Source organism: Aeromonas sp. SCS5 (genome assembly GCF_001887375.1).
Taxonomy (GTDB): Bacteria; Pseudomonadota; Gammaproteobacteria; order Enterobacterales; family Aeromonadaceae; genus Aeromonas; species Aeromonas jandaei.
Genome location: NZ_LFCS01000005.1, coordinates 58,426 through 80,084 on the forward strand (window position 1 = coordinate 58,426; position 21,659 = coordinate 80,084).

The window sequence follows — 21,659 nt, forward strand, 5'->3', positions numbered from 1 at the left end:
TGAAAAGAGCCATCAACCAATCCATGAAGCAGAACCTGCATAAAACCCTTATCAGCACGGCCCTGCTGGCCGCCCTCTGTGGCGCGACCCAGGCACAGGCCGCCGATGCCAAGAACGTCATCCTCTTTATCGGTGACGGCATGGGCCCCACCGTGCTCACTGCCACCCGCCTCTACAAGGTGGGGGAAGAGGGCAATCTGGAGATGATGAAGCTGGCCCGCAGCGCCCGCATCAAGACCTTCTCCAACGATGCCCAGACCACCGACTCGGCCCCCTCCATGGCGGCCTATACCACCGGGGTCAAGATGAACAACGAGGTGATCGCCATGAGCAGCGACACCAAAGCAGTCGCCCCCGGCAAGGACGCCAACGGCAACAAGGGCGTCAACAACTGCGCCAGCGACAACGGCAAGCCGGTGCCCACCATTCTCGAGCTGGCCAAGGCAGCGGGCAAATCGGTGGGGGCCGTCACTACCACCGAGCTGACCCATGCCACCCCGGCCGCCACCTACTCCCACATCTGCCATCGGGATGCCACCTACGCCATTGCCGCGCAGGCGGTACCGGGCGGCGCCGGCTTCAACCAGGCTCTGGGGAGCGGGGTCGATGTGCTGATGGGGGGCGGCGCCAACCACTGGACACCCTACAACAGCACCAGCAACAAGGGGGGCCGCGCCGACGGGCGGGATCTTACCGCCGAGCTGACCGCACAGGGCTATCGCTACGTCACCACTCGCACTGACCTTGCCAAGGTCGATAGCGGCAAGCTCATCGGCCTGTTCAGCGCCAAATCCCACCTCGACTACGAGCTGGATCGGGTCGCCAAGGGGGCGGCCAATACCCAGCCGTCGCTCTCCGAGATGACCGCCAAGGCGATCGATCTGCTGAGCCAGAACAGTCAGGGTTACTTCCTGATGGTGGAAGGGGGCCGGATCGATCACGCCCTGCACGGCACCAATGCCAAGCGCTCGCTCACCGACGCGGTGGCGCTGGACGACGCGGTCAAAACGGCGCTCGGCAAGGTGGATCTGAAAGATACCCTGATCGTGGTCACCGCCGACCATGACCATACCATGACCATCAACGGTTACTCCGCCAAGGGCAACAAGGTGCTGGATCTGGTGAAAAATGGTGACGGCTCGACCCAGAACGACGCGGATGGCAAGCCGTTCACCACCCTGGTGTTTGGCAACGGCCCCAACCGTCCCGACGTGCGCCCCACCCTCACCAGCGATCAGGTGATGGCGGACGACTACCTGCAAGAGACCGGGGTCAAGCTCGGCTCCGAGACCCACGGCGGCGGCGATGTGATGTTGTTCGCCGACGGCGCCGGCAGCAGCCGCTTCAAGGGGACGCTGGACAACACCCGGGTGTTCGGCAAGCTCAAGGAGGCGCTCGGCCTGTAAACGATAGGGCCCGGCGCGGTGCCGGGCCCTGCTCGTTCGAGCGATCACTCATATGCGATATTTACTTCCGCTGTGGCTGCTCGCCAGCAGCCTCTCTTGTCCCCTCCTTGCCGATGAAGTCCCCGATCTGGCCGCCCGCATCCGCTATCAGGACAGGGTCACCAGCAGCGATGGCATCAGCAAGGAGAGCCAGTGGCAGGAGAAGTGGCTGCGGGTTGGCGATCAGGTGTGGAGCCAGCGGCTCATCCCGCTGCCCCTTGCCCGCGCTTACCACGCCGCTCACGATGCCACCCCGGGCCACAAGCACTTTACCCAGCAGATGGCGGCGCGCTGGGTAACCCGCGACCAGCAGGGGATGCTGCAACTGCGCTACGCCGACAGCTGGCACAACCAGCTGGTGGAGGTACCGGAGGAGGAGTACGGTCAGGTGGCTTTCAAACCCGACTGGCCGCGGATCCGCCACCTCATCAACCCGGCCCTGTTGCAAGAGATGACGCCCCTCGATGAAAGCGCCCCCGAACAGGCGCGCTGGTATGAAAAACGCGAGGGCAACCAGCGTACCCGCATCCTCTGGTCTAGCCGCTGGCAGTTGCCGCTGGTGGTGGAGTCAGCGAGCCTCGATGGCTATCGCAGCTACCGGATGGAGGTGACCCTAAAAGCGCTGCCCAAGAATTTGCCCTGGCAGCAGCTGGAGGGGTATCAGACGCTCGATCTGCGGGACTTCTTCGATTGAGATGAGGCTCCATAGCGGGCTGACTTGTCTCTGCGGGATGTTACACTCTGTGTACTCATCCCGGATCAGGTCTGCCATGCGTCTCCCCTTGCTCCTGCTGCTCTGCACCTCGCTCCTGCCAGCCTTTCACGCCCGGGCCATGGTGGTGGTCGCGGCTGAAATTCCCCCTTACGTGATCCGCTCTCACCAGGGGGCCCCGAGCGGCATGGCCATCGAGGTGCTGGAGGAGGCGGCCCGTCGCCTCAAGGAGCCGCTGACCATCGAGCTGATGCCGCTGGCTCGCGCCCTCAGCCAGACCCAGCACCGGCAGGATGTGCTGCTGGTACCGCCGGTGAGAAGCCCCCAGCGCGAGCCGCTGTTTCTCTGGATTGCCCCCTTGCTGGACGAGGCCTTCGTGCTGGTGACTCATCGCCAGCACCATCCCCAACCGCTGACAACCGGCGATCTGCCCGGTCTCACCATCGGCGTGATGCGCAGCTCCTATGGCCAGAGCTTGCTGCTCCCGTTCCAACGGATCAAACAGGAAGAGGTGGCCGAAGAGGTCAACAACGCCAGCAAGCTCGCTCGGGGCCGTATTCAGGGCTGGGCGGTGGCCTGGAACAGCGCCCGCTACAACCAGCTGCAGGCAGGCTTGCCGCTGGCGGATCTGGTTCGCGGTGAAACGTTGAAACAGGCTGCGCTCTACCTGGCGGCCAGTCCCCATTTTCCAGCCAAAGAGGCAACACGCTGGCGCGACACCATCGCCGCCATGCGCGATGACGGCAGTCTGGCCCGCATCATCAAGCAGTACGATTACCAGGCACCCTGACAAACTTGTCAGGATAATTGCCAAAGCCGTCCAGAATGGTTATGGTAGCCCCATGAAAAGATTCACTATTTCCTCTCACAAGCTCACACCCTGCTGAGCCCCCGCCTCGCTCCTTCGGCCGCGAGTCGCTTGGGGGCATGGCACTTTCTCGATCTCTCGACACCCTTGTGATGGCCAGCCTGCGTGAGTGGGCCTGGCCCTGTAAGCTATTGATAAGGATTATCTTATGAAACAACCGCATCTCGTTATCTCCAGCCTTGATCTGGATCGGATTGAACAACTGCTCGGCAACCATCCCCAGCACCTTGCCCTGCAAGAGGAGCTGGATCGCGCCGAAATCCGTGAACCGGCCGATATGCCGCCCGATGTCGTCACCATGAACAGCAAGGTACGCTTCAAGATGCAGAGCAGCGGCAACGAGTTCTGCCTCACCCTGGTCTACCCGCGCGATGCCAAGGGTGACGAGAGCAACATCTCGGTACTGGCACCGGTGGGCAGCGCCCTGCTTGGTCTGAAAGTGGGCGACAGCATCGCCTGGCCGGGCCCGGCCGGTCGCACCATCGAGGTGGAGATCCTTGAAGTGGTCTATCAGCCGGAGCGTGCCGGCGAGCTGCACCGCTGATCCCGGTTGCGGGCAGGCCAGCCCGAGAGGCCTGCCCGCACAGCCTGATCCCGATCAAGCGTCCCCTGCTTATCGGGTCGATTTTCCCCCTATTCCCCCCCGCCCCTTGAGCCTGACTCCGGGGGCAGGTATCTTGTTGGCCGCGTCATGGTCATGACGCACCGAATTTCAGGCTGACATCATGATAAACATTGCCCTCATCGACGATCACCAGATCGTCCGTTCCGGTTTTGCCCAACTGCTCAATCTGGAGCCCGACCTGCAGGTGGTCGCCGAATTTGGCTCCGCCAGCGAGGCGCTGGCCGGCCTGCCCGGCAGTGGCGCCCGGGTCTGCGTCTGCGACATCTCGATGCCCGACCAGTCGGGGCTGGATCTGCTCAAGCAGCTCCCCTCCGGTCTGGCGGTGGTGATGCTGTCGGTACACGACAGCCCCGCCCTCATCGAGCAGGCACTGCAAACCGGTGCCAAAGGATTTCTCTCCAAGCGCTGCAGCCCGGACGAGCTCATCGCCGCAGTGCGTACCGCCGCGCTCGGCGGCTGCTACCTCACCCCCGACATCGCCCAGAAGCTGGCCAGCAGCAGCCGGGATCCCCTCACCAACCGGGAGCGGGAGATTGCCCAGCTGCTGGCGCAGGGGCTGGAGGTGAAGAGCATCGCCGAGCAACTTGGCCTCTCCCCCAAGACGGTGCATGTGCACCGCGCCAACCTGATGGACAAGCTCAAGGTCAGCAACAACGTCGAGCTGGCCCACCGCATGCTGGATAGCTGGTGATCCACCGTCTTGCCAGCTATGTCGCCATCACGCTGGCGGCCTGCTTCATCTTTGCCGCGGGCTGGTTTTGCCTGTGGAGCATCAGCCTGCATCTGGCGGGCGGCCCGGCACTGGCTGTGCTGCTGTTCCCCTTCGGCCTGCGCCTCGGCCTGCTGCTGCAAAGTCCCGGTCGCTACTGGCTGCCGCTGCTGCTCTGTGAAGGGGGACTGCTCTACTGGATCAATCTGGAGGTTGGGCTGCCCCACTGGCAGTGGTTGCTGATCGGCAGCCTGCTCACCCTGCTGCCGCTGCTGATTGCCCGCCGCCAGCCAGTGCGCAACGACTGGCAGCAACTGCTGTTGCTGCTCGCCACCGTCTCGGTGGCAGCCCTGCTGCAATCCCTGCTCTGGCATCTGGCGGGAGAAGATGGCCTCTCGGCCCTGCTGCTCACCCTCACCGGCGGGCTCACCCTCACCTCCACCTGCATGCTGATCTGGCACTACCTTACCCGCGCTACCTGGGTGCCGCTCGGCCCTGCGCTGGTGGATCAACCGGTAGACTGGCGCTTTCGCCATCTGGTCTGGTATCTGCTGTTATTCGTGCTGAGCCTCTGGCTGCAGCTGGGGCTGCCCAACTCACTGGTGCGCTTCACCCCGTTTTGTCTGGCCATCCCCATCATCGCCATGGCGTGGCGCTACGGCTGGCAGGGGGCGCTGCTCGCCACCCTGATGAACACCATCGCTCTGCTGGCGAGTCAGGCCTGGCACGATCATCCCCTCGATCTGCTGCTCTCCCTGCTGGCCCAGAGTCTCACTGGCCTGCTGCTGGGTGCCGGGATCCAGCGCCAGCGCGAGCTCAATCAGGCGCTGACCCGCCAGCTTGCCCACAATCGCCAACTCACCGAGCGGCTGCTGGAGACCGAGGAGAGCATCCGCAAGGAGGTGGCGCGCGAGCTGCACGACGACATCGGCCAGACCATCACCGCCATTCGTACCCAGGCCGGTATAGTGCGCCGCCTCGCCCCCGACAATGCGGGGGTGGGCCAGAGCAGCGCCCTGATCGATACCCTCTCCCTTGGCATCTACGACGCGGTGCGCGGCCTGCTCGGTCGCCTGCGCCCGCGCCAGCTCGACGACATGACCCTGGAGCAAGCGGTGCGGGCACTGCTCAGAGAGCTGGAGCTGGAGCGCCACGGCATCGTCACCCGGCTGGAGTGGCAGCTGGCGGATGGAGATCTCTCCGATGCCCAGCGGGTCACCCTGTTTCGGGTCTGTCAGGAGGGGCTCAACAACGTGGTCAAGCATGCCAACGCCCACTCGGTGACAATCCGGGCGCGGCACGGTGAAGAACAGCTGCAACTGGTGCTGGAGGATGATGGTCGCGGCCTGCCGCAAAGCCGCGCGGCGCAGGGCTATGGTCTGCTCGGTATTCGCGAGCGGGTGCAGGCGCTGGGAGGCACCTTGCAGCTCTCCTGCGTCCACGGCACCCAGTTGACGGTCAACCTCCCCTGCCGCAAGCGGGAGGAGAGCCATGAGTAACCTCGCCCTTCATCAGGGAGGAGCCCCATGCTGAGCTTTATGAGAAGCGCACCGGCGCAGCCGCCGATCCGCGAGCAGGCCGAGATCGACGCCACCTATCGTCACTGGCGGCTGCATCTGCTGCTCACCATGTATCTGGGCTATGCGGTGTTCTACTTCACCCGCAAGAGTTTCAACTTCGCCATGCCGGACATGCTGGCGAGCGGCATGCTGGACAAGTCAGACATCGGCATGCTCTGGACCCTGTTCTACATCACCTACGGCTGCTCCAAGTTCTTCTCCGGCATTATCAGCGACCGCGCCAATCCGCGCTATTTCATGGGGATCGGGCTGATGGCCACCGGCGTCATCAATATCCTGTTCGGCCTCTCATCCGCTCTCTGGATGTTTGCCGCCCTCTGGGTGGCCAACGCCTTCTTTCAGGGCTGGGGTTGGCCCCCCTGCTCCAAGCTGCTCACCAGCTGGTATTCGCGCAGTGAGAGGGGTGTCTGGTGGTCGGCCTGGAACACAGCCCACAACGCCGGCGGTGCGCTCATCCCCCTTATCGTCAGCACCCTGGCCCTGCAGCATGGCTGGCGCTACGGCATGATAGTGCCCGGCCTTATCGCCATCGCGGCTGGTCTGCTGCTCTGCTGGCGGTTGCGGGATACCCCGGCCGCCATGGGGTTGCCGTCGGTGGGCGAGTGGCGCAAGGATGCGATGGAGCTGGCCCAGCAGACTCAGGATGCGGGGCTCTCCCATCGCCAGATCCTGCGCAAATATGTGCTCGGCAACCCCTATATCTGGCTGCTGGCCTGCTGTTACGTGCTGGTCTATGTGGTGCGCACCGCCATCAACGACTGGGGCAACCTCTACATGACCGAGCAGCGCGGCTTCAATCTGATGAGCGCTAACTCGGCCATCTCCATGTTCGAGGTGGGGGGCTTTATCGGTGCACTGGTGGCGGGCTGGGGATCGGACAAGCTGTTCAACGGCAACCGTGGCCCGATGAACCTCATCTTTGCGGTAGGGATCCTGCTGGCGGTGGGATCGCTCTGGCTGATGCCCTTCTTTAGCTATGTGATGCAGGCGGCCTGCTTCTTCACCATCGGCTTTTTCGTGTTCGGCCCCCAGATGCTGATCGGCATGGCGGCAGCGGAGTGCTCCCACAAAAACTCGGCGGGAGCGGCCACCGGCTTTGTCGGCCTGTTTGCCTATATGGGGGCGGCGCTGTCAGGCTATCCGCTGGCCAAGGTGATGGAGATCTGGCACTGGAACGGCTTCTTCGTGGTGATCTCGGTGGCGGCGGGCGTCTCGGCCCTGCTGCTGCTCCCCTTCCTCAAGGCGCAGGCACCGCGCCCCCAACCTGCCGACACTATGTGATACCGGACTGGGCGGGAGTTACGCCTCCCGACCAGCCTGACAGACCCGGTTCTTGCCCTGCCGCTTGGCGCAATAGAGCGCATGGTCGGCCTGAGTGAACAGAGGATCAAAATGCCACTCCCCGTGCCAGTGGGAGAGCCCCATGCTGACCGTGATGGAGAGGCCGCCCATGTCGCGGTTCGCGACCGCCTCCAGCAATCCCTCGCAGCGTTGCAGGGCCAGCACACCGGGCTGCGAGAAGAGCAGCACAAACTCCTCGCCACCGAAACGGCTGCACACCAAATCGGGCTGGCTACCCAGATAGGCGCCGAGCTCGGCCAGCACCCGATCACCTACCTCGTGGCCATGCTGGTCATTGATCTGCTTGAAATCGTCGATATCGAGCACGGCCAGCGCGCCGCCGTCACCCAACTTCTGCTGCTTCAGCTGATCCATAAAGCCACGCCGGTTGAGCAGGCCGGTGAGAGGGTCGTGGCTCGCCTGCTGGTGCAGCGCCAGCGCCCGGTACTGGGTACAGAGCAGCAGCACCCCAAAGGTGGAGAGATAGCTCCCCATCAGCATGGAGAGGAAGGGCAGCACATTGACTCCGCTCTTATCCATCAGCATCTGCACGTTGTCCTGCCACAGGAACCAGAGCCGCATCAGGTAGAAGGCGTAGAGCAGGATATTGACCACGGTAAAGACCATCACCGCCGGCAAATAGTCGGGGTAGCCGTGACGCCAGACCAGATAGACGATCACCGCCCCCAGCACCATGTAGCTCAGGCAGGCCAGCATCACCCGGGACTCCATCCCCCCCTTCACGATGCACCAGCTCAGGATCACCAGATAGACCAGCATGAATAGCACACCGGCACGCCAGTTCGGAGGCTGGCCGAAAAAGCGCTGCAGCGCCAGCGGCATCAGCGCGATGCAGAGCGTGATCAGGGTGTTGGCCAGCCAGATGCCGGATGGGCTGGGGAAAAATGCCTGCAACGAGAAGAGCGTCTGGGCCACCAGCGCACAGAGTGCAGACCACCACCAGTAACCGATACCGGGGATCTCCCTGTGGGTAGACCAGATGATGGAGAGGGTGATAAAGCCAAGACTGTAGCCACCCAACGCCATCAGCATCAGGGTAAAAACGTCCAGTTTCAGCAGCAGTGAGAGCGCCATACAAGAACCAGTTTCAGAAGGTAACTGAGTATATGAGAAGCGTTTGCCAAGACCCAGAGGGGACTGACTGTTTTCACAATAAAAACATATTGTTTACTGTCTCTGTGGCCTGCTTGCCCTGTCGGGATCGCACCACCGCAGGTACAGAAAAAGTCAGAGTACAAAACAAGTCACAAGCGAACCCCATCATATGTAACAAAAGGTATTGAACACAATTTGGGCTTGAACCGGCCACGTTAGATAGATATGTTGTTTTCGTGTGATTTTATGAGTGAAGCGGTGAGCAAAAAGCGCCTCTAACCTATTGAGTATTCTGACACAATTGGTTTTTGGTACATTTTTCGCTCAATTTCGATTCATAGCATCCCATATGGGGCTTTTCCCCGACCCAAGACATTCATCCTGTCTTGCCTGTTGCCGGATGCAGCAGTCTCTTGTGCCACGGAGTCGCACGGGATCAGGTTCAAGGCCGAACACAACATCGACAGAGACGTCACCCATGATCAAAAAACTGATTATTTCTACCCTGCTCTTCTGCGGGCTGGCGACCGCCGCCCCCGCCACTACCCCCACCTCAACCCTGGATGCCGTGCTGGAGCGCGGTGTGCTGCGGGTTGGCTTCGACGCCGGCTATCAACCTTTCGAGATGACCAACAAACAGGGCCAGTACATCGGCTTTGACGTCGATCTCGCCAAGATGGTCGCCAAGGAGATGGGCGTGAAGGTCGAGTTCGTCAACACCGCGTGGGACGGCATCATTCCCGCGCTCCTGACCAACAAGTTCGACGTCATCATGGGCGGCATGACCGTCACTCCGCAGCGCAACCTGCGGGTCAACTTTGCCGATCCCTATATCGTGGTCGGCCAGACCATAGTGGTGCGCAAGGACAAGGCAGCCGAGATCAAATCCTTCACCGACCTCAACGACCCGAAATACAAGATTGCGGTCAAGCTCGGCACCACCGGCGAGCAGGCGGTCAAGCGCCTCATCCCGAAAGCCACCCTGCTGCAGTTTGAAACCCAGGATGACGCCAAGCTGGAAGTGATCAACGGCAAGGTCGATGCCTTCGTCTACGACCTGCCCTACAACGCCATCTTCGCCTCCCAGAACAAGGGCGCCGTGGTACACCTCGACAAGCCGTTCACCTTCGAACCGCTGGCCTGGGCCATCCGCAAAGGAGATCAGGACACCCTCAACTGGTTCAACAACTACCTGCGCCAAATCAAGGGCGATGGCAGCTACGACCGCCTCTACAAGAAGTGGTTCGAATCCAACGCCTGGCTGAGTCAGCTCAAATAACCTCAAAAGGGGGCGCCTTGCCGCCCCCTCTCGCAACACCCCACACAATAACGAGAAGAGGTTGTGACTGTGCACACACCCAAACCGACAAGACAGATGGAAAAACAGCCCAACCCGCTACTCTGGCACGGCGTCTTTTTGCTGATGCTGCTGGTGGCCGTGTTCGGCATCTACAAGGCGGTGCAATCCGTTGACTACACCTGGCGCTGGGAACGCATTCCCCAGTACATCGCCTATCAGGCCGAACAGAAGAATTACGCCGAGTTTGACGGCACCGTGGTGGCCGGCACCACTGCCGCAGAGAAAGGCAAACTGTTCCTGCAAAACGATCTCGACCCCAACCAGCGCCAGCCCATCGCGACCAGCGGTGTGCAAGTCAGCGAAGGGGATACCGTCTTTCGCGGCGATGCCCTCGATATCCAGCTGAGCTGGACCGCCGGCCCCATCGCCTGGGGCGTCTGGATGACCATCAAGCTCTCGCTGGTGGCGGGCATCTTCGCCATTTTGCTCGGCACCCTGGCCGGACTGGCCCGACTCTCCCCCAACCCGGCCCTGCGCAATCTGGCCGTCACCTATGTGGAGCTCATTCGCGGCACCCCGCTGCTGGTGCAGATCTTCATCGTATACTTCTTTATCGGCACCGTGCTGAACCTCGATCGCTTCACAGCCGGGGTCGCGGCACTGGCCGTCTTTACCGGTGCCTATGTGGCGGAGATCGTCCGCGCCGGCATCAGCTCCATCCACAAGGGGCAGATGGAAGCGGGTCGCAGTCTGGGTCTCACCTCGGCCCAGACCATGCGCTACGTCATCCTGCCGCAGGCGTTCAAGCGGGTACTGCCGCCACTGGCGGGGCAGTTCATCAACCTGATCAAGGACTCTTCGCTGGTGTCGGTCATCTCCATCACCGATCTGACCAAGGCGGGGCGCGAGGTGGTGAGCTCTACCTTCAGCCCGTTCGAGGTGTGGTTCACCGTGGCGCTGCTCTATCTGGTGCTGACCGGTACTCTCTCCTTTCTGGTGCGCCGTCTCGAGGTGAAATATGCGAAAAGCAACTGATCCCATCATCAAGGTGCAACAGGCGTCGAGAAGTGCAGCCATCAACGGCACCCCCTTCGCCTTCCCGGTTCGTTTTCTGGAGGCGAAATATGCGTACAGCAACTGATCCGATTATCAAGGCGACCGGTGTAGAGAAGTTCTACGGCAGCGAAGTGCATGCACTGAAAAACGTCAGCACCGAGGTCGCCGAAGGGGAAGTGGTCGTGATCGTCGGCCCCAGCGGCTCCGGCAAGTCCACCTTTCTGCGCACCCTCAACCAGCTGGAGACCATCAACGATGGCGATATCGTGGTGGACGGCATCTGCCTCACCCAGCCGGGCGATGTCAACAAGCTGCGGGAAGAGGTGGGCATGGTGTTCCAGTCCTTCAACCTCTTTCCCCACCTGACGGTGCTGGAGAACATCTGCCTCGCCCCGCAAAAAGTGCGCAAACTGCCCCGCAAGGAGGCCGAAGATCGCGCCAAGGCCCTGTTGCTGAAAGTGGGGCTCTCGGCCAAGGCGGGCAGCTACCCCTCCCAGCTCTCCGGTGGTCAACAGCAGCGGGTGGCCATCGCCCGGGCGCTCGCCATGCAGCCGCGCATCATGCTGTTTGACGAGCCCACCAGCGCGCTCGATCCCGAGATGGTGGGGGAAGTGCTGGATGTCATGAAGGGTCTAGCCCGCGAAGGGATGACCATGGTGGTGGTGACCCACGAGATGGGCTTTGCCCGGGAAGTGGCGGATCGGGTGCTCTTTATGGAGAGCGGCGAGCTGCTGGTGGATGAGAAGCCAACGGAGTTTTTCGACAATCCCCCCTCCCCGCGCCTGCGCCAGTTCCTGAGTCAGGTGCTGTAAACGCAGACCCACAGCCAGTTAAAATGGCCAGTAAAAAAGTGAGAGGAACCATGGTTCCTCTCACTTTTTCTTTGCGGATCGGATGACACCACACCCACTCGCTGCTGAAGCCGCTCCCGCGGTTAGCGGTTCAGCGCGGGGACTTTCCCAGATAGCGCTCGACGATGGGCTTGATCCCGTCGCGCTTTTTGAGCTGATAGAGCCCCTTGTCAAACTGCTCGATAAAGCTCTCCTTGTAGGGAAAATCCCCCTTGCGACTGTAACCGAGAAAACCCTGCTCCCGACTGAGCACGGGCCCCTGTTTGAGCAACGAGATATCGGTCACCGCCAGCTGATCCCCCTTGATCATGGCGAGCAGTTCATAGAGCAGAGAGAGGCGATCGTTGATGGTGCAATCCACCCGCCCCCGCACAATCTTGAGCAGGTTCTCCCGGTTGCTCTTCACCTCCTCCACATCGATTTTCTTCTCCTTCACCGCCTGCCAGAAGGCATCGCCACCGACGGCAAAACCGGCATTCATGCCAAAACGCAACCCTTGATAGTCGAGCGGAAACCTTGCCTGCGGGGTATTGGCAGCCACACTGGCGCCGCACATCACTACCAGCTCTTCATCAAGCAGCGGCTGGGAGTAGGGCCAGATATAGGGGCGAGTATCCGGCATATAGTAGGGTGGAAAAATAGCAAATGCGCTGCCCTGCTCCACCATGCTCAGACCGCGGCGCCATGGCATCGGTTTGAGCACCACCTCATAGTCGGGCATGGCGGAGGTTACCTCACGGATGATATCGGCATAGATCCCCCGCACCTCTTTGCCCTCCTGCCAGGAGTAGGGGGGATAGCTGGCATCCGCCACTATCTCCACCCGGGTTTTAGCCTGTGCCAGCAGGCAGAATCCCAGCAACAGATAAACACAGATACGCATCGCCCAATCCTCTGACGCTCAATCTGCATCAAGCATAGTCAGCGGTCACCATCCACCGGATTGAATTGCGGCCTCACTGCAAACTCGCCAGAGCCATCGGGCAAGAGGCTCGAAAATGTTAATGAAATATTGCTTTCATCCTTTATGCTGGAGAGCAATTGCTCTGAATGGATACCTGCTCATGGATGTGCAACTGATCCTGCTCTACCTATCCCCGATTTTTCTGGCTTTTATCGGCTGGGAGATGGCCTATCTGCGCAAACATAGCGCAGCTTTTCCAACCGCCACCTACCAGTGGAAAGATCTGCTGGCCAACGCCACGCTGGCCCTGATGCATCAGGGGGGCGATGCATTGGCAGCCATCGCCATCGCTTATCTGTATGACACCCTCTGGGGCTGGCGACTGTTCGATATCGAGCTGAACTTCTGGAGCGTATTGCTGCTCTTCCTGCTGCAGGATCTCTGTTACTGGCTGTTCCACTTCACCAGCCACCATGTGCGCTGGCTGTGGGCCTCCCACGTGGTACACCACAGCTCGGAGCGGCTCAACCTCTCCACCGCCTTTCGCCAAAGCCTGATGTATCCGGTCTCCGGCATGTGGCTGTTCTGGATCCCGATGATTGTCATCGGCTTCCCGCCCGAAGCGGTAGTGGCCACCGTGCTGCTCAGCCTGGGTTTTCAGTTTTTCGTCCACACCCAGGTGGTGGGCAAACTCGGCTGGCTGGAGTGGATCTTCAACACCCCCTCCCACCACAGGGTGCACCACGCCAGCAACGCCAAATACATAGATCGCAACTTTGCTGGTGTGCTGATTATCTGGGATCGGCTGTTTGGTACCTTCGTGGAAGAAGACCCGGCCGAGCCATGTCGCTTTGGCATCACCAAGCCGATCCACAGCTTCAACCCCCTCACTCTCACCTTCCATGAGTGGCGCGACATGCTGCGTGACGCCCGTGGCCTGCCGTGGCGACAAAAACTCGCCGTGCTGTTTGGCAAACCGGCCGGGCCTGCCAGCCGCTGAACCTTCGCCCCGAATAGCAAGTCCCTAATAACCAATCCCTGATAACAAAAAGAGCGCCCTGTGGCGCTCTCTTTTATGGTCAGTCACCTCTTCGGTGTCAGAGATGGGCGAACGACCAGACTGCGGGGATCAGGCTCAGCAAGGTCACGCCGGCCAACAGCCGCTCGCGGCCACTCAGGCAAAGATCTGTGCCCAGCTGACGACGGCTGTAGAGAAACAGCAACAGACCCGGCCCGTAGAGCAGCAAGGAGAGCAGCAAATACTCCACCCCGGCGGCATAGAGCAGCCAGAAACCGTAACCGCTCGCCACCAGTGCCACCGCCAGCATTAACCTCCTGCCTTGCATGCTCTCACCCTTCCTGCTGAACGAGAGCTTGAGCAAGAACAACCCGATCAGCAGGTAGGGCACCAGGATCATCGAGGTGGAGATAAGCAGCAGACTGGTGTAGCCCTTGCCGAGCAGCCACACCAGCAGCAGGCATGTCTGCACCGTCAGGCTGGTGAGCCAGAGCGATGCAATGGGAGTGCCGTTGCGGTTCTGGCGCCGGAAGATGGCAGGAAACGCGCCGTGGCGGGCCGCGCTGAACGGCACCTCGGCCGAGAACAGCGTCCAGCTCACATAGGAGGCGAGCACCGAGACGATAAGACCGACACTGATGAGCAGCTTGCCCCAGGAGCCGGTCATCTGGGCCATCAACCCAGCCATGGAGGGGTTGGGCAGGGCCGCAAGCTCCGGGCGGCTCAATATTCCCAGCGCCAGCACCGAGATGAGCACATAGAGCAGCAGCGCCAGTACCACGCCGAGCACGGTGGCCGTCCCCACATCCCGCCGGTTTCTGGCGCGGGCCGACAACACCGCCGCCCCCTCGATGCCGGTAAAGACCCAGAGGGTAATCAACATGGTGTTGCGCACCTGCTCGGAGACCGGCACCGCCAGAGTGCTGCCCTGCTGATCCGCCGCGAAGGTGACCGGGTCGAACCAGTAGCAGGCGAACAGGATAAACAGCAGCAGCGGCAGGCTCTTGGCCAGAGTCGCCACCAGATTGAACAGCGCCGCCTGCTGCACGCCACGGGCCACCAGCAGGTGTACAGCCCAGAGGATGCAGGACTCGCCGACAAACGCCGCCAGAGTATTGCCACCACCAAACCAGATCTGCTCGGGGGTATCGATAAAACTACCCAGCGCCGCAAAGGCGATGACCAGATAACCCACCACACCGATGGTGGCACAGAGCCAATAACCCCAGGCGGAGAAGAAGCCCACCAGATCGCCGAAACCGGCGCGGGCATAGCTGTAGATGCCGCCGTCAAGATCCGGCCTTAACCGCGACAGGTAAAGGAAGCTCATGGCAAGCGCCAGGATGCCCACACCCGTCACGCCCCAGCCGATCAGCACGGCGCGGGCGCCTGCCACCTCGGCCATATTCTGCGGCAGGCTGAAGATCCCCGCCCCCACCATGGAGCTGAACACCAGCGCGGTGAGAGACCAGAGCCCAATCTTGTTCTCTTTCATGGGGACTCCTTAGCGCAACCGGCTGCTCAGCGCCTGAATATGCTCGGGGCCGATACCACAGCAACCGCCGATCAAATTCGCTCCGGCCGCGCGCCAGCGCTCGGCCCAGCCGAGATAATCCAGCGGCCCCAGATCTTCGCGGATCTCGTCCAGCCCGTCGTTGGCGGTGGCCTCTTTGGGCTGCGGCGGGAAGGCGTTGGCATAGGCACCGAGGCGAATGTCGATGCGACCCAGCGCCTGCAATCGGGTGCGGGCAACCTTGAGCGCCCCTTCGATCACCTCGGGCTGACAGCAGTTGAACAGGATGGCGTCCACTCCGGCCGCCACCAGCGCGCTAACCGCATCAGCCACCCGCTCGCCGGAGCGCAGTCGCGGCTCGTTGCCCGGCGCCTCATCTTCCAGCGTGAAGGAGACCCAGAACGGCTTGCCGTCATCAGGCAGCAGCGCTTTGAGGGCCAGTGGCTCGGCAATCAGGCTCATGGTCTCGGCCAGCCAGATATCCACATAAGGGGATAGCGCCCGGATCAGCGGGATAGCCAGCTCGCTCACCTTGTCCGCCTTGAACAGATCGGCACGGTAAGAGCCAAACAGCGGTGGTAGGGAACCCGCCACCTGCACGCTGCCCTTCTGCTCGTCAGCCACCTCGCGGGCCAGTTGCCCAGCCAGCGCTGCCAGCCCCTCCCCATCGGCAAAGAAACGTTCATCGCCGATATGAAATGGCACCAATGCATAGCTGTTGGTGGTGATGACCCGGGCACCGCTCGCCACATAGGTCTGATGCACCTCGCGCACCGTCTCGGGGGCCTCCATCAGGGCCAGCGCCGACCACTCCGGCTGGCGAAACGGCGCTCCTCGCCGTGCCAGCTCGCGCCCCATGCCCCCATCCAGCACCCACAATTCCCTGGTTTCCATCTGTCGTGTCTCTTTGTTATTTGCGTATGTGTCTTGCTGATCTGCGGTTTCATGTTGAATCGCAACAGATCGTCCGGCTTCATCCGGGTGAAGTACCCGACGATATGGCCATAAAAACATATGGATGTTTAGATGGCCAAATCAAGATAAAACAAAGTGCCACTAACGGCAATCCGTCGCAGCAGAAATCAGCATGCACACGGCGAGACAAACGCAGAAATGCAAAAGGCCACCCGAAGGTGGCCTTTGTGGCGATATGGTGAGCTGGCCGCTTAATGTCCGGCCAGTACCCGCTTGATCTGTTTCACCCAGTCGGATACCCGACCATCCTGCGGCAAGCGGCGCCAGATCTGCTCCCACTGGGCAGGGCTGAGCGGGCGGCCCAGACGACGTTGCACACCGGCATAGAGGTAGTCGTGCGCCGTGGTGGTGGCATGGGTCGAGGTGAGGAACTTGTAAACCGGATCGGTCAGCCGCACATCTCGCATACCGAGCAGCGGATAGTCATTCTTCACCGCCGCCAGCATGGTTTCACGCATGGCCGACTCGATGTAGCCACGGGCAAACAGGGCGGTCACCGACTCCAGCGATCCCTGCTCCGGCCCGTGATACTCCTCGTCAAACACCGGGCTGGGCTCAGCCACAGCGCTCTGCACCACCGCATCGGGGTCCGGCTGCGGCACAACCACGGCGGGCTTTGGCGCCACCGGTTTGGCAGTAACGGTCGCCTTGCGCGGTGCACTCTGGCTACAGGCGCCGAGTGCCAGAGCGAGCACCACACAGGCGATCGCACGGGAATGAGACTGCATTTTCATGACTCCTGAAAGCTCCTTTTACGCATCCTGAGCAAGCTTGTCGGTAACGACAGCGGGTTCAATCCGGGTGACCAGCAGCTGATCGATCTTGTAGCTGTCGATATCCACCACTTCGAACTTGTAACCCGCATATTTGACCGAATCGGTCCGTTTGGGGATCTTGCGCAGCATGTACATGATAAAGCCGGCGATGGTCTCGTAGTTCTGATCGTCAGGGAACTCTTCAATATCGAAGGCACGCATCACGTCGGAGATAGGGGTGACCCCGTCCACCAGCCAGGAGCTCTCGTCCCGCTGCACAATCTGCTCTTCCACCACGTGGGTAGCCCACTCGCCCATGACGGTACTCATCAGGTCGTTCATGGTGACGATACCCACCACCAGCGCGTACTCGTTCATCACCACGGCAAAGTCGCCTCTGTGGTTCTTGAAGTACTCCATCGCCTCGTAGAGGTTGAGGGTATCGGGAATGATGATGACGTTCTGCACCAGCGAGCCGCTGTTGAGATCGATGCTCTGGCCACCGATGACGCGGATCAGCAGCTCTTTGGCATCGACAAAGCCCTTGATGCTGTCGAGGTTGTGGTCACAGACCAGAAACTTGTTGTGCGGGTGCTCGGCGATCTTGGCCTTGATGCTCTCTTCATCCTCTTGCAGGGTGAAGTAGATGAGGCTCTCGCGCGCGGTCATGGCGGAGGTCACGCCAAGGGACTGCAGCTCGAACACGTTCTCGATGAGCTGATGCTCCTCGCGCTGGATGACCCCCGCTTCGGCACCGGCATCCATCACTGCATAGATATCATCCGAGGTGATCTCGTCGTTGCGCACGGTGGAGACCCGCATCAGACGGAACAGGGCGTTGGCCAGTCCGTTGAAGATCCACACCAGCGGCATCAGCACGGTGACAAAGAAGAGCATGGGACGCACCACCACCACGGCGATCTGCTCGGGCATGATCATGGCCAGGCGCTTGGGCATCAGGTCGGCGATGAGGATAAACATACCGGTGACGAACACGAAGGACGCACCGGAGCTGATCTCGCCAAGCCAGGGGCCCTGATAGAACTCGGAGACGATCCCCTTGATGGCGGGGTTGAGGGCAGACTCACCCAGGATACCGCCCAGAATGGCAACGGTATTGAGGCCAATCTGCACCACGGTAAAGAAATTGCCCGGCTGGGCCTGCAGTGCCAGCACCTTTTCGGCCTGACGATTGCCTTCATCAGCCATCACCTGCAATTTGATTTTGCGGGAGGCCGCGAGGGAGATCTCGGAGAGGGAGAAGAACACACTGCCGCCAACCAGCAGCATCAGAAAGAACAAACTATCGGCAAAACTCATGATTAACCTAATTGCTACGCCCGCCTTAGCACAAGACGGCAAACTGGGCCCGGGAGACCGGACCGTGAGTCCATCCGGGACTCACACAGGGGGAGTATTCTATCAGAAAACAGCCAGTTGGGGGCTTTATCTTACTCCGACCAGTTATGCAACAAAAAAGGCGCCTGACGCGCCTTTTTATTCACTTTTCGCTTAGCCCTTGCCCAGCAGGGTGCCCAGATCGTCCGCCTTGGTGTGGCGCACGTCCTTGCCCTTGACGTAGTAGACGATGTACTCGCAGATGTGCTGGCAGCGATCGCCAACCCGCTCGATAGCCCGCGCTGCCCACAGCACGTTGAGCACCTGCGGTATGGTGCGGGGATCTTCCATCATGTAGGTCATCAGCTCGCGGATGATGGACTCGTACTCGCGGTCTACCTTGTCATCTTCCTTGTAGACCGCCAGTGCCGCGTCCAGATCCATCCGGGCGAAGGCATCGAGCACGTCGTGCAGCATCTTGATGGTACGGCGGCCCATGTTCTCCAACGACACCAGCGGCGGCTGCGGCTTGTTGGCGTTGTCGGTCAGCATGCGGGCGATCTTGTCCGCCACATCGCCAATGCGCTCCAGATCGGTGATGGTCTTGATGATGGCCATCACCAGACGCAGGTCGGAGGCGGTCGGCTGGCGCTTGGCGATGATACGGGTGCACTCCTCGTCGATCGCAACTTCCATGGCGTTGACCTTGTGGTCATTGGCCACAATCTTGCGCGCCGCTTCCAGATCCTGGTCGTGGATCGCCGCGATGGCGTCGGTGAGCTGCTGCTCTACCATGCCACCCATCACCAGCACCTGGTTGCGCACACTCTCGAGCTCGGCATTGAACTGACCGGAGATATGTTTATTGAGGTTCATATTGTCCATACAAATAGTCCTTGATGCTCCGATTATGCCTTAGCCGTTGAATTGACTGCCAATCTGTTTGTGGTGGTTCATCCTCTCCTCTCCTTAACCGTAGCGACCGGTGATGTAGTCTTCGGTCTTCTTCTTGGCCGGGGTGGTGAAGATGGTGTTGGTATCCGAGTACTCAATCAGCTCGCCCATGTACATGAAGGCGGTCTGATCCGAGACCCGCGCCGCCTGCTGCATGTTGTGGGTCACGATCACCACGGTGAACTGGCTCTTGAGCTCGTTGATCAGCTCCTCAATGGTGAGGGTGGAAATCGGGTCGAGTGCCGAGGTCGGTTCATCGAGCAGCAGCACTTCCGGCTCGATGGCGATGGCGCGGGCAATCACCAGACGCTGCTGCTGACCACCTGAAAGACCGAAGGCGTTGTCGTGCAGACGATCCTTCACCTCATCCCACAGCGCCGCGCCGCGCAGGGAGCGCTCGGCGGCATCGTCCAGGGTACGGCGATCGTTGATCCCCTGCAGACGCAGGCCATAAACCACGTTCTCGTAGATGGACTTGGGGAAGGGGTTGGGGCGCTGGAACACCATGCCCACCCGACGACGCAGGGCGGAAACATCGACGCTCTTGTCATAGATGTTTTGACCATGCAGCTGGATCTCGCCATCGATGCGGCAAATTTCCACCAGATCGTTCATCCGGTTGATGCAGCGCAGCAGGGTCGATTTACCGCAACCGGAGGGGCCGATAAAGGCGGTCACCTGACCTTTGGGGATCTTCATGTTGACGTTGAACAGCGCCTGTTTGCTGCCGTAGTACAGGTTGAGATCCTTCACCTCCAGCGCGGTCTGCTCCGGGCTCAGGTTGAGCAGGTCGGTCGCGGTATGCTGGGTCGCGGCGGTCGTTACGTTGATCATCTGTTACCTCAAAATCTGTCGGTGGCGGCGGGCAATCTCATCGCCCGCGGCCGGAACGCTTGGCTGGCAGGGGACCTGTCTCCTGCCCGTCTCTGTGGTGGCTGGCCTATCAATGTTCCAGCGACCGGAATTTCTCGCGCAGGTGGTTGCGAATACCGATAGCCGTCAGGTTGAGACCGACGATCACCGTCACCAGCAGGAAGGAGGTGGCGTAGACCAGAGGACGCGCCGCCTCGACGTTGGGGCTCTGGAAGCCGACGTCATAGATGTGGAAGCCCAGGTGCATGAACTTGCGCTCCACATGCAGATACGGGAAGTTGCCATCCATCGGCAGGGTCGGTGCCAGTTTCACCACCCCCACCAGCATCAGCGGCGCCACTTCACCGGCCGCACGGGCAATCGCCAGAATAAGGCCGGTCATGATGGCCGGGCTCGCCATCGGCAACACGATGCGCCACAGGGTCTCGGCCTGGGTAGCACCCAGCGCCAGCGAGCCCTGACGGATGGTGCTCGGGATCCGCGCCAGCCCCTCTTCGGTGGAGACGATCACCACCGGCAGGGTCAGGATGGCCAGGGTCAGCGCCGACCAGATCACGCCGGGTGAGCCAAAGGTCGGGCTCGGCAGCGCTTCCGGATAGAAGAGGCGGTCGATGCTGCCCCCCAGGGTATAGACGAAGAAGCCCAGACCAAACACGCCGTAAACGATGGAGGGCACGCCCGCCAGGTTGATGACCGCGATGCGGATAAGCTTGGTCAGGCTGTTCTTGCCCGCATACTCGTGCAGGTAGACCGCCGCAATCACGCCGAGCGGGGTCACGATGATCGCCATCAGGAACACCATGAAGACGGTGCCGAAGATGGCCGGGAATACCCCGCCCTCGGTGTTGGCTTCACGGGGATCGTCGGAGACAAACTTGCCGATCTGGTGGAACCAGTAACCCACCTTGGCCAGCAGGCTCATGTCATTGGGCCACACCACATCCAGTACCTTGGACATCGGCATGGTCACCAGCTCACCACGCATATCCTTGACGGTGATGCTGTCTCGGTCAGCCTGACTGCGCAGGGAGAAGAGCTCCTTCTCCAGCACCTGATAGCGATCGTTGAGAGCCTGACGCTCGCTCGCCAGCTGGGCTTTGAGCTGATCGGTCAGGTTATTCTCAAGCTCGGCCTTGCGCTCCTTGAGGCGCAGCCGCTCCAGCTGATAGTTGATGCTGCCGATGTCCCCTTTCTGCAGGTCGTTCGCCTGTTCGGAGAGGCCATTGGCCCGCGCCAGCACCCGCTGCAGAGCGGCGTGCAGATCCGTGGTGATCTCGCGCCCATCCTCTTTGACCGAACTGATGTAGCCGTAGAAGTTGCCGTTGGTGGCACGCTCAATCATGGCGAGCTCGACCGGCTGACTCTGTGACTTGATGTCGGTCTCCAGCACCCAGCGGAAGTCCAGATCGACAAACTCGCGGTTGCCGGTCTTGACCAGATAGCGGGTCAGCAGCTCGCGCTCCTCCCCCTTGAGCGGCAGGCCTGCGGCGCGCAAGCGCTCCACCGGCACCAACTCGCGATCATTGATCTCGCCGATCAGCACGCTCTTGTTGCCACTCGCATCTTCCAGCTGCCACTCATAGATGGGGTGAGGCCAGAAGTAGACCAGACCACGCCAGCCGATGAGCAGCAACAGCCCCAGTACCGCGACCAGACTCAGGCTGACGGCGCCGCCGGTCATCCAGATCCACGGGGCCCCTGATTTAAACCACTTACCCATTGTCAT

General features: G+C 61.0%; 21 protein-coding genes. 12 read left to right on the forward strand and 9 right to left on the reverse strand.

All coding sequences use genetic code 11. From position 1 onward, the window contains the following. Positions 1–11 precede the first annotated feature (11 nt). From BS300_RS06525 to BS300_RS06555, 7 genes are all read left to right on the forward strand, one after another. Positions 12–1,406 (forward strand): alkaline phosphatase, encoded by a 1,395-nt coding sequence (locus BS300_RS06525; RefSeq protein ID WP_071911957.1) that lies wholly within the window; start codon positions 12–14, stop codon positions 1,404–1,406. Between the two features lie 52 nt (positions 1,407–1,458). Then, entirely contained in the window at positions 1,459–2,139 is a 681-nt protein-coding gene (locus BS300_RS06530) for a hypothetical protein (RefSeq protein ID WP_071911613.1), read from the forward strand. A 76-nt stretch (positions 2,140–2,215) separates the two neighbouring features. Beyond that, entirely contained in the window at positions 2,216–2,947 is a 732-nt protein-coding gene (locus BS300_RS06535; RefSeq protein WP_192849738.1) for a transporter substrate-binding domain-containing protein, read from the forward strand. A 226-nt stretch (positions 2,948–3,173) separates the two neighbouring features. Beyond that, entirely contained in the window at positions 3,174–3,569 is a 396-nt protein-coding gene (gene rnk / locus BS300_RS06540; protein WP_005334070.1) for a nucleoside diphosphate kinase regulator, read from the forward strand. A gap of 181 nt (positions 3,570–3,750) precedes the next feature. Then, complete coding sequence (gene uhpA, locus BS300_RS06545; RefSeq protein ID WP_033114395.1) at positions 3,751–4,341, forward strand: transcriptional regulator UhpA; 591 nt, start codon at positions 3,751–3,753, stop codon at positions 4,339–4,341. Next, the gene (gene uhpB, locus BS300_RS06550; RefSeq protein WP_071911617.1) at positions 4,338–5,858 is read left to right on the forward strand and encodes a signal transduction histidine-protein kinase/phosphatase UhpB; all 1,521 of its coding nucleotides are present in this window, start codon (positions 4,338–4,340) and stop codon (positions 5,856–5,858) included. The genes uhpA and uhpB overlap by 4 nt, the downstream gene beginning before the upstream one ends. 27 nt (positions 5,859–5,885) lie before the next feature. Continuing rightward, complete coding sequence (locus tag BS300_RS06555; RefSeq protein ID WP_071911619.1) at positions 5,886–7,220, forward strand: MFS transporter; 1,335 nt, start codon at positions 5,886–5,888, stop codon at positions 7,218–7,220. Positions 7,221–7,238: 18 nt separating this feature from the next. Here the strand turns inward: BS300_RS06555 and BS300_RS06560 are convergent, their stop codons facing one another. After that, positions 7,239–8,375: a GGDEF domain-containing protein gene (locus BS300_RS06560; protein WP_071911621.1), complete on the reverse strand. Its 1,137-nt coding sequence runs from the start codon at positions 8,373–8,375 to the stop codon at positions 7,239–7,241. A gap of 499 nt (positions 8,376–8,874) precedes the next feature. Here BS300_RS06560 and BS300_RS06565 point away from each other — a divergent pair, with 499 nt between their 5' ends. The 4 genes from BS300_RS06565 (at position 8,875) to BS300_RS06575 (ending at position 11,564) form a co-directional block, all read left to right on the forward strand. After that, on the forward strand, positions 8,875–9,675 hold the full coding sequence (locus BS300_RS06565) for a transporter substrate-binding domain-containing protein (protein ID WP_071911623.1): 801 nt from the start codon (positions 8,875–8,877) through the stop codon (positions 9,673–9,675). A 96-nt stretch (positions 9,676–9,771) separates the two neighbouring features. Next, complete coding sequence (locus tag BS300_RS06570) at positions 9,772–10,731, forward strand: amino acid ABC transporter permease (protein ID WP_033114390.1); 960 nt, start codon at positions 9,772–9,774, stop codon at positions 10,729–10,731. Continuing rightward, positions 10,715–10,837, forward strand: a complete 123-nt coding sequence (locus tag BS300_RS21535) for a hypothetical protein (protein ID WP_255933075.1) — start codon at positions 10,715–10,717, stop codon at positions 10,835–10,837. Before BS300_RS06570 ends, BS300_RS21535 begins: the two co-directional genes overlap by 17 nt. Further along, on the forward strand, positions 10,821–11,564 hold the full coding sequence (locus tag BS300_RS06575; protein ID WP_071911625.1) for an amino acid ABC transporter ATP-binding protein: 744 nt from the start codon (positions 10,821–10,823) through the stop codon (positions 11,562–11,564). Before BS300_RS21535 ends, BS300_RS06575 begins: the two co-directional genes overlap by 17 nt. A 130-nt stretch (positions 11,565–11,694) precedes the next feature. On the opposite strand, the gene BS300_RS06580 is transcribed toward BS300_RS06575, so the two are convergent. Then, on the reverse strand, positions 11,695–12,486 hold the full coding sequence (locus tag BS300_RS06580) for a transporter substrate-binding domain-containing protein (protein ID WP_071911627.1): 792 nt from the start codon (positions 12,484–12,486) through the stop codon (positions 11,695–11,697). 181 nt (positions 12,487–12,667) lie between these two features. On the opposite strand from BS300_RS06580, the gene BS300_RS06585 reads away from it, so the two are divergent. Next, positions 12,668–13,507: a sterol desaturase family protein gene (locus BS300_RS06585; RefSeq protein ID WP_071911629.1), complete on the forward strand. Its 840-nt coding sequence runs from the start codon at positions 12,668–12,670 to the stop codon at positions 13,505–13,507. Positions 13,508–13,604: 97 nt separating this feature from the next. On the opposite strand, the gene BS300_RS06590 is transcribed toward BS300_RS06585, so the two are convergent. From BS300_RS06590 to pstA, 7 genes are all read right to left on the reverse strand, one after another. Then, entirely contained in the window at positions 13,605–15,020 is a 1,416-nt protein-coding gene (locus BS300_RS06590; protein ID WP_071911632.1) for a basic amino acid/polyamine antiporter, read from the reverse strand. A 9-nt stretch (positions 15,021–15,029) separates the two neighbouring features. Continuing rightward, positions 15,030–15,932 (reverse strand): homocysteine S-methyltransferase family protein, encoded by a 903-nt coding sequence (locus BS300_RS06595; protein ID WP_071911634.1) that lies wholly within the window; start codon positions 15,930–15,932, stop codon positions 15,030–15,032. A gap of 272 nt (positions 15,933–16,204) precedes the next feature. Then, the gene (locus BS300_RS06600; RefSeq protein WP_071911637.1) at positions 16,205–16,747 is read right to left on the reverse strand and encodes a hypothetical protein; all 543 of its coding nucleotides are present in this window, start codon (positions 16,745–16,747) and stop codon (positions 16,205–16,207) included. Positions 16,748–16,765: 18 nt separating this feature from the next. After that, positions 16,766–18,088, reverse strand: a complete 1,323-nt coding sequence (locus BS300_RS06605) for a hemolysin family protein (protein WP_041209873.1) — start codon at positions 18,086–18,088, stop codon at positions 16,766–16,768. A 192-nt stretch (positions 18,089–18,280) separates the two neighbouring features. Further along, positions 18,281–18,991: a phosphate signaling complex protein PhoU gene (gene phoU / locus BS300_RS06610; RefSeq protein WP_033114383.1), complete on the reverse strand. Its 711-nt coding sequence runs from the start codon at positions 18,989–18,991 to the stop codon at positions 18,281–18,283. Positions 18,992–19,075: 84 nt separating this feature from the next. After that, positions 19,076–19,894 carry a phosphate ABC transporter ATP-binding protein PstB gene (gene pstB, locus BS300_RS06615; RefSeq protein ID WP_033114382.1) on the reverse strand — a complete coding sequence of 273 codons (819 nt, stop codon included), beginning with the start codon at positions 19,892–19,894 and terminating at the stop codon, positions 19,076–19,078. Between the two features lie 109 nt (positions 19,895–20,003). Beyond that, on the reverse strand, positions 20,004–21,653 hold the full coding sequence (gene pstA / locus BS300_RS06620) for a phosphate ABC transporter permease PstA (RefSeq protein WP_033114381.1): 1,650 nt from the start codon (positions 21,651–21,653) through the stop codon (positions 20,004–20,006). Positions 21,654–21,659: the final 6 nt, after the last annotated feature.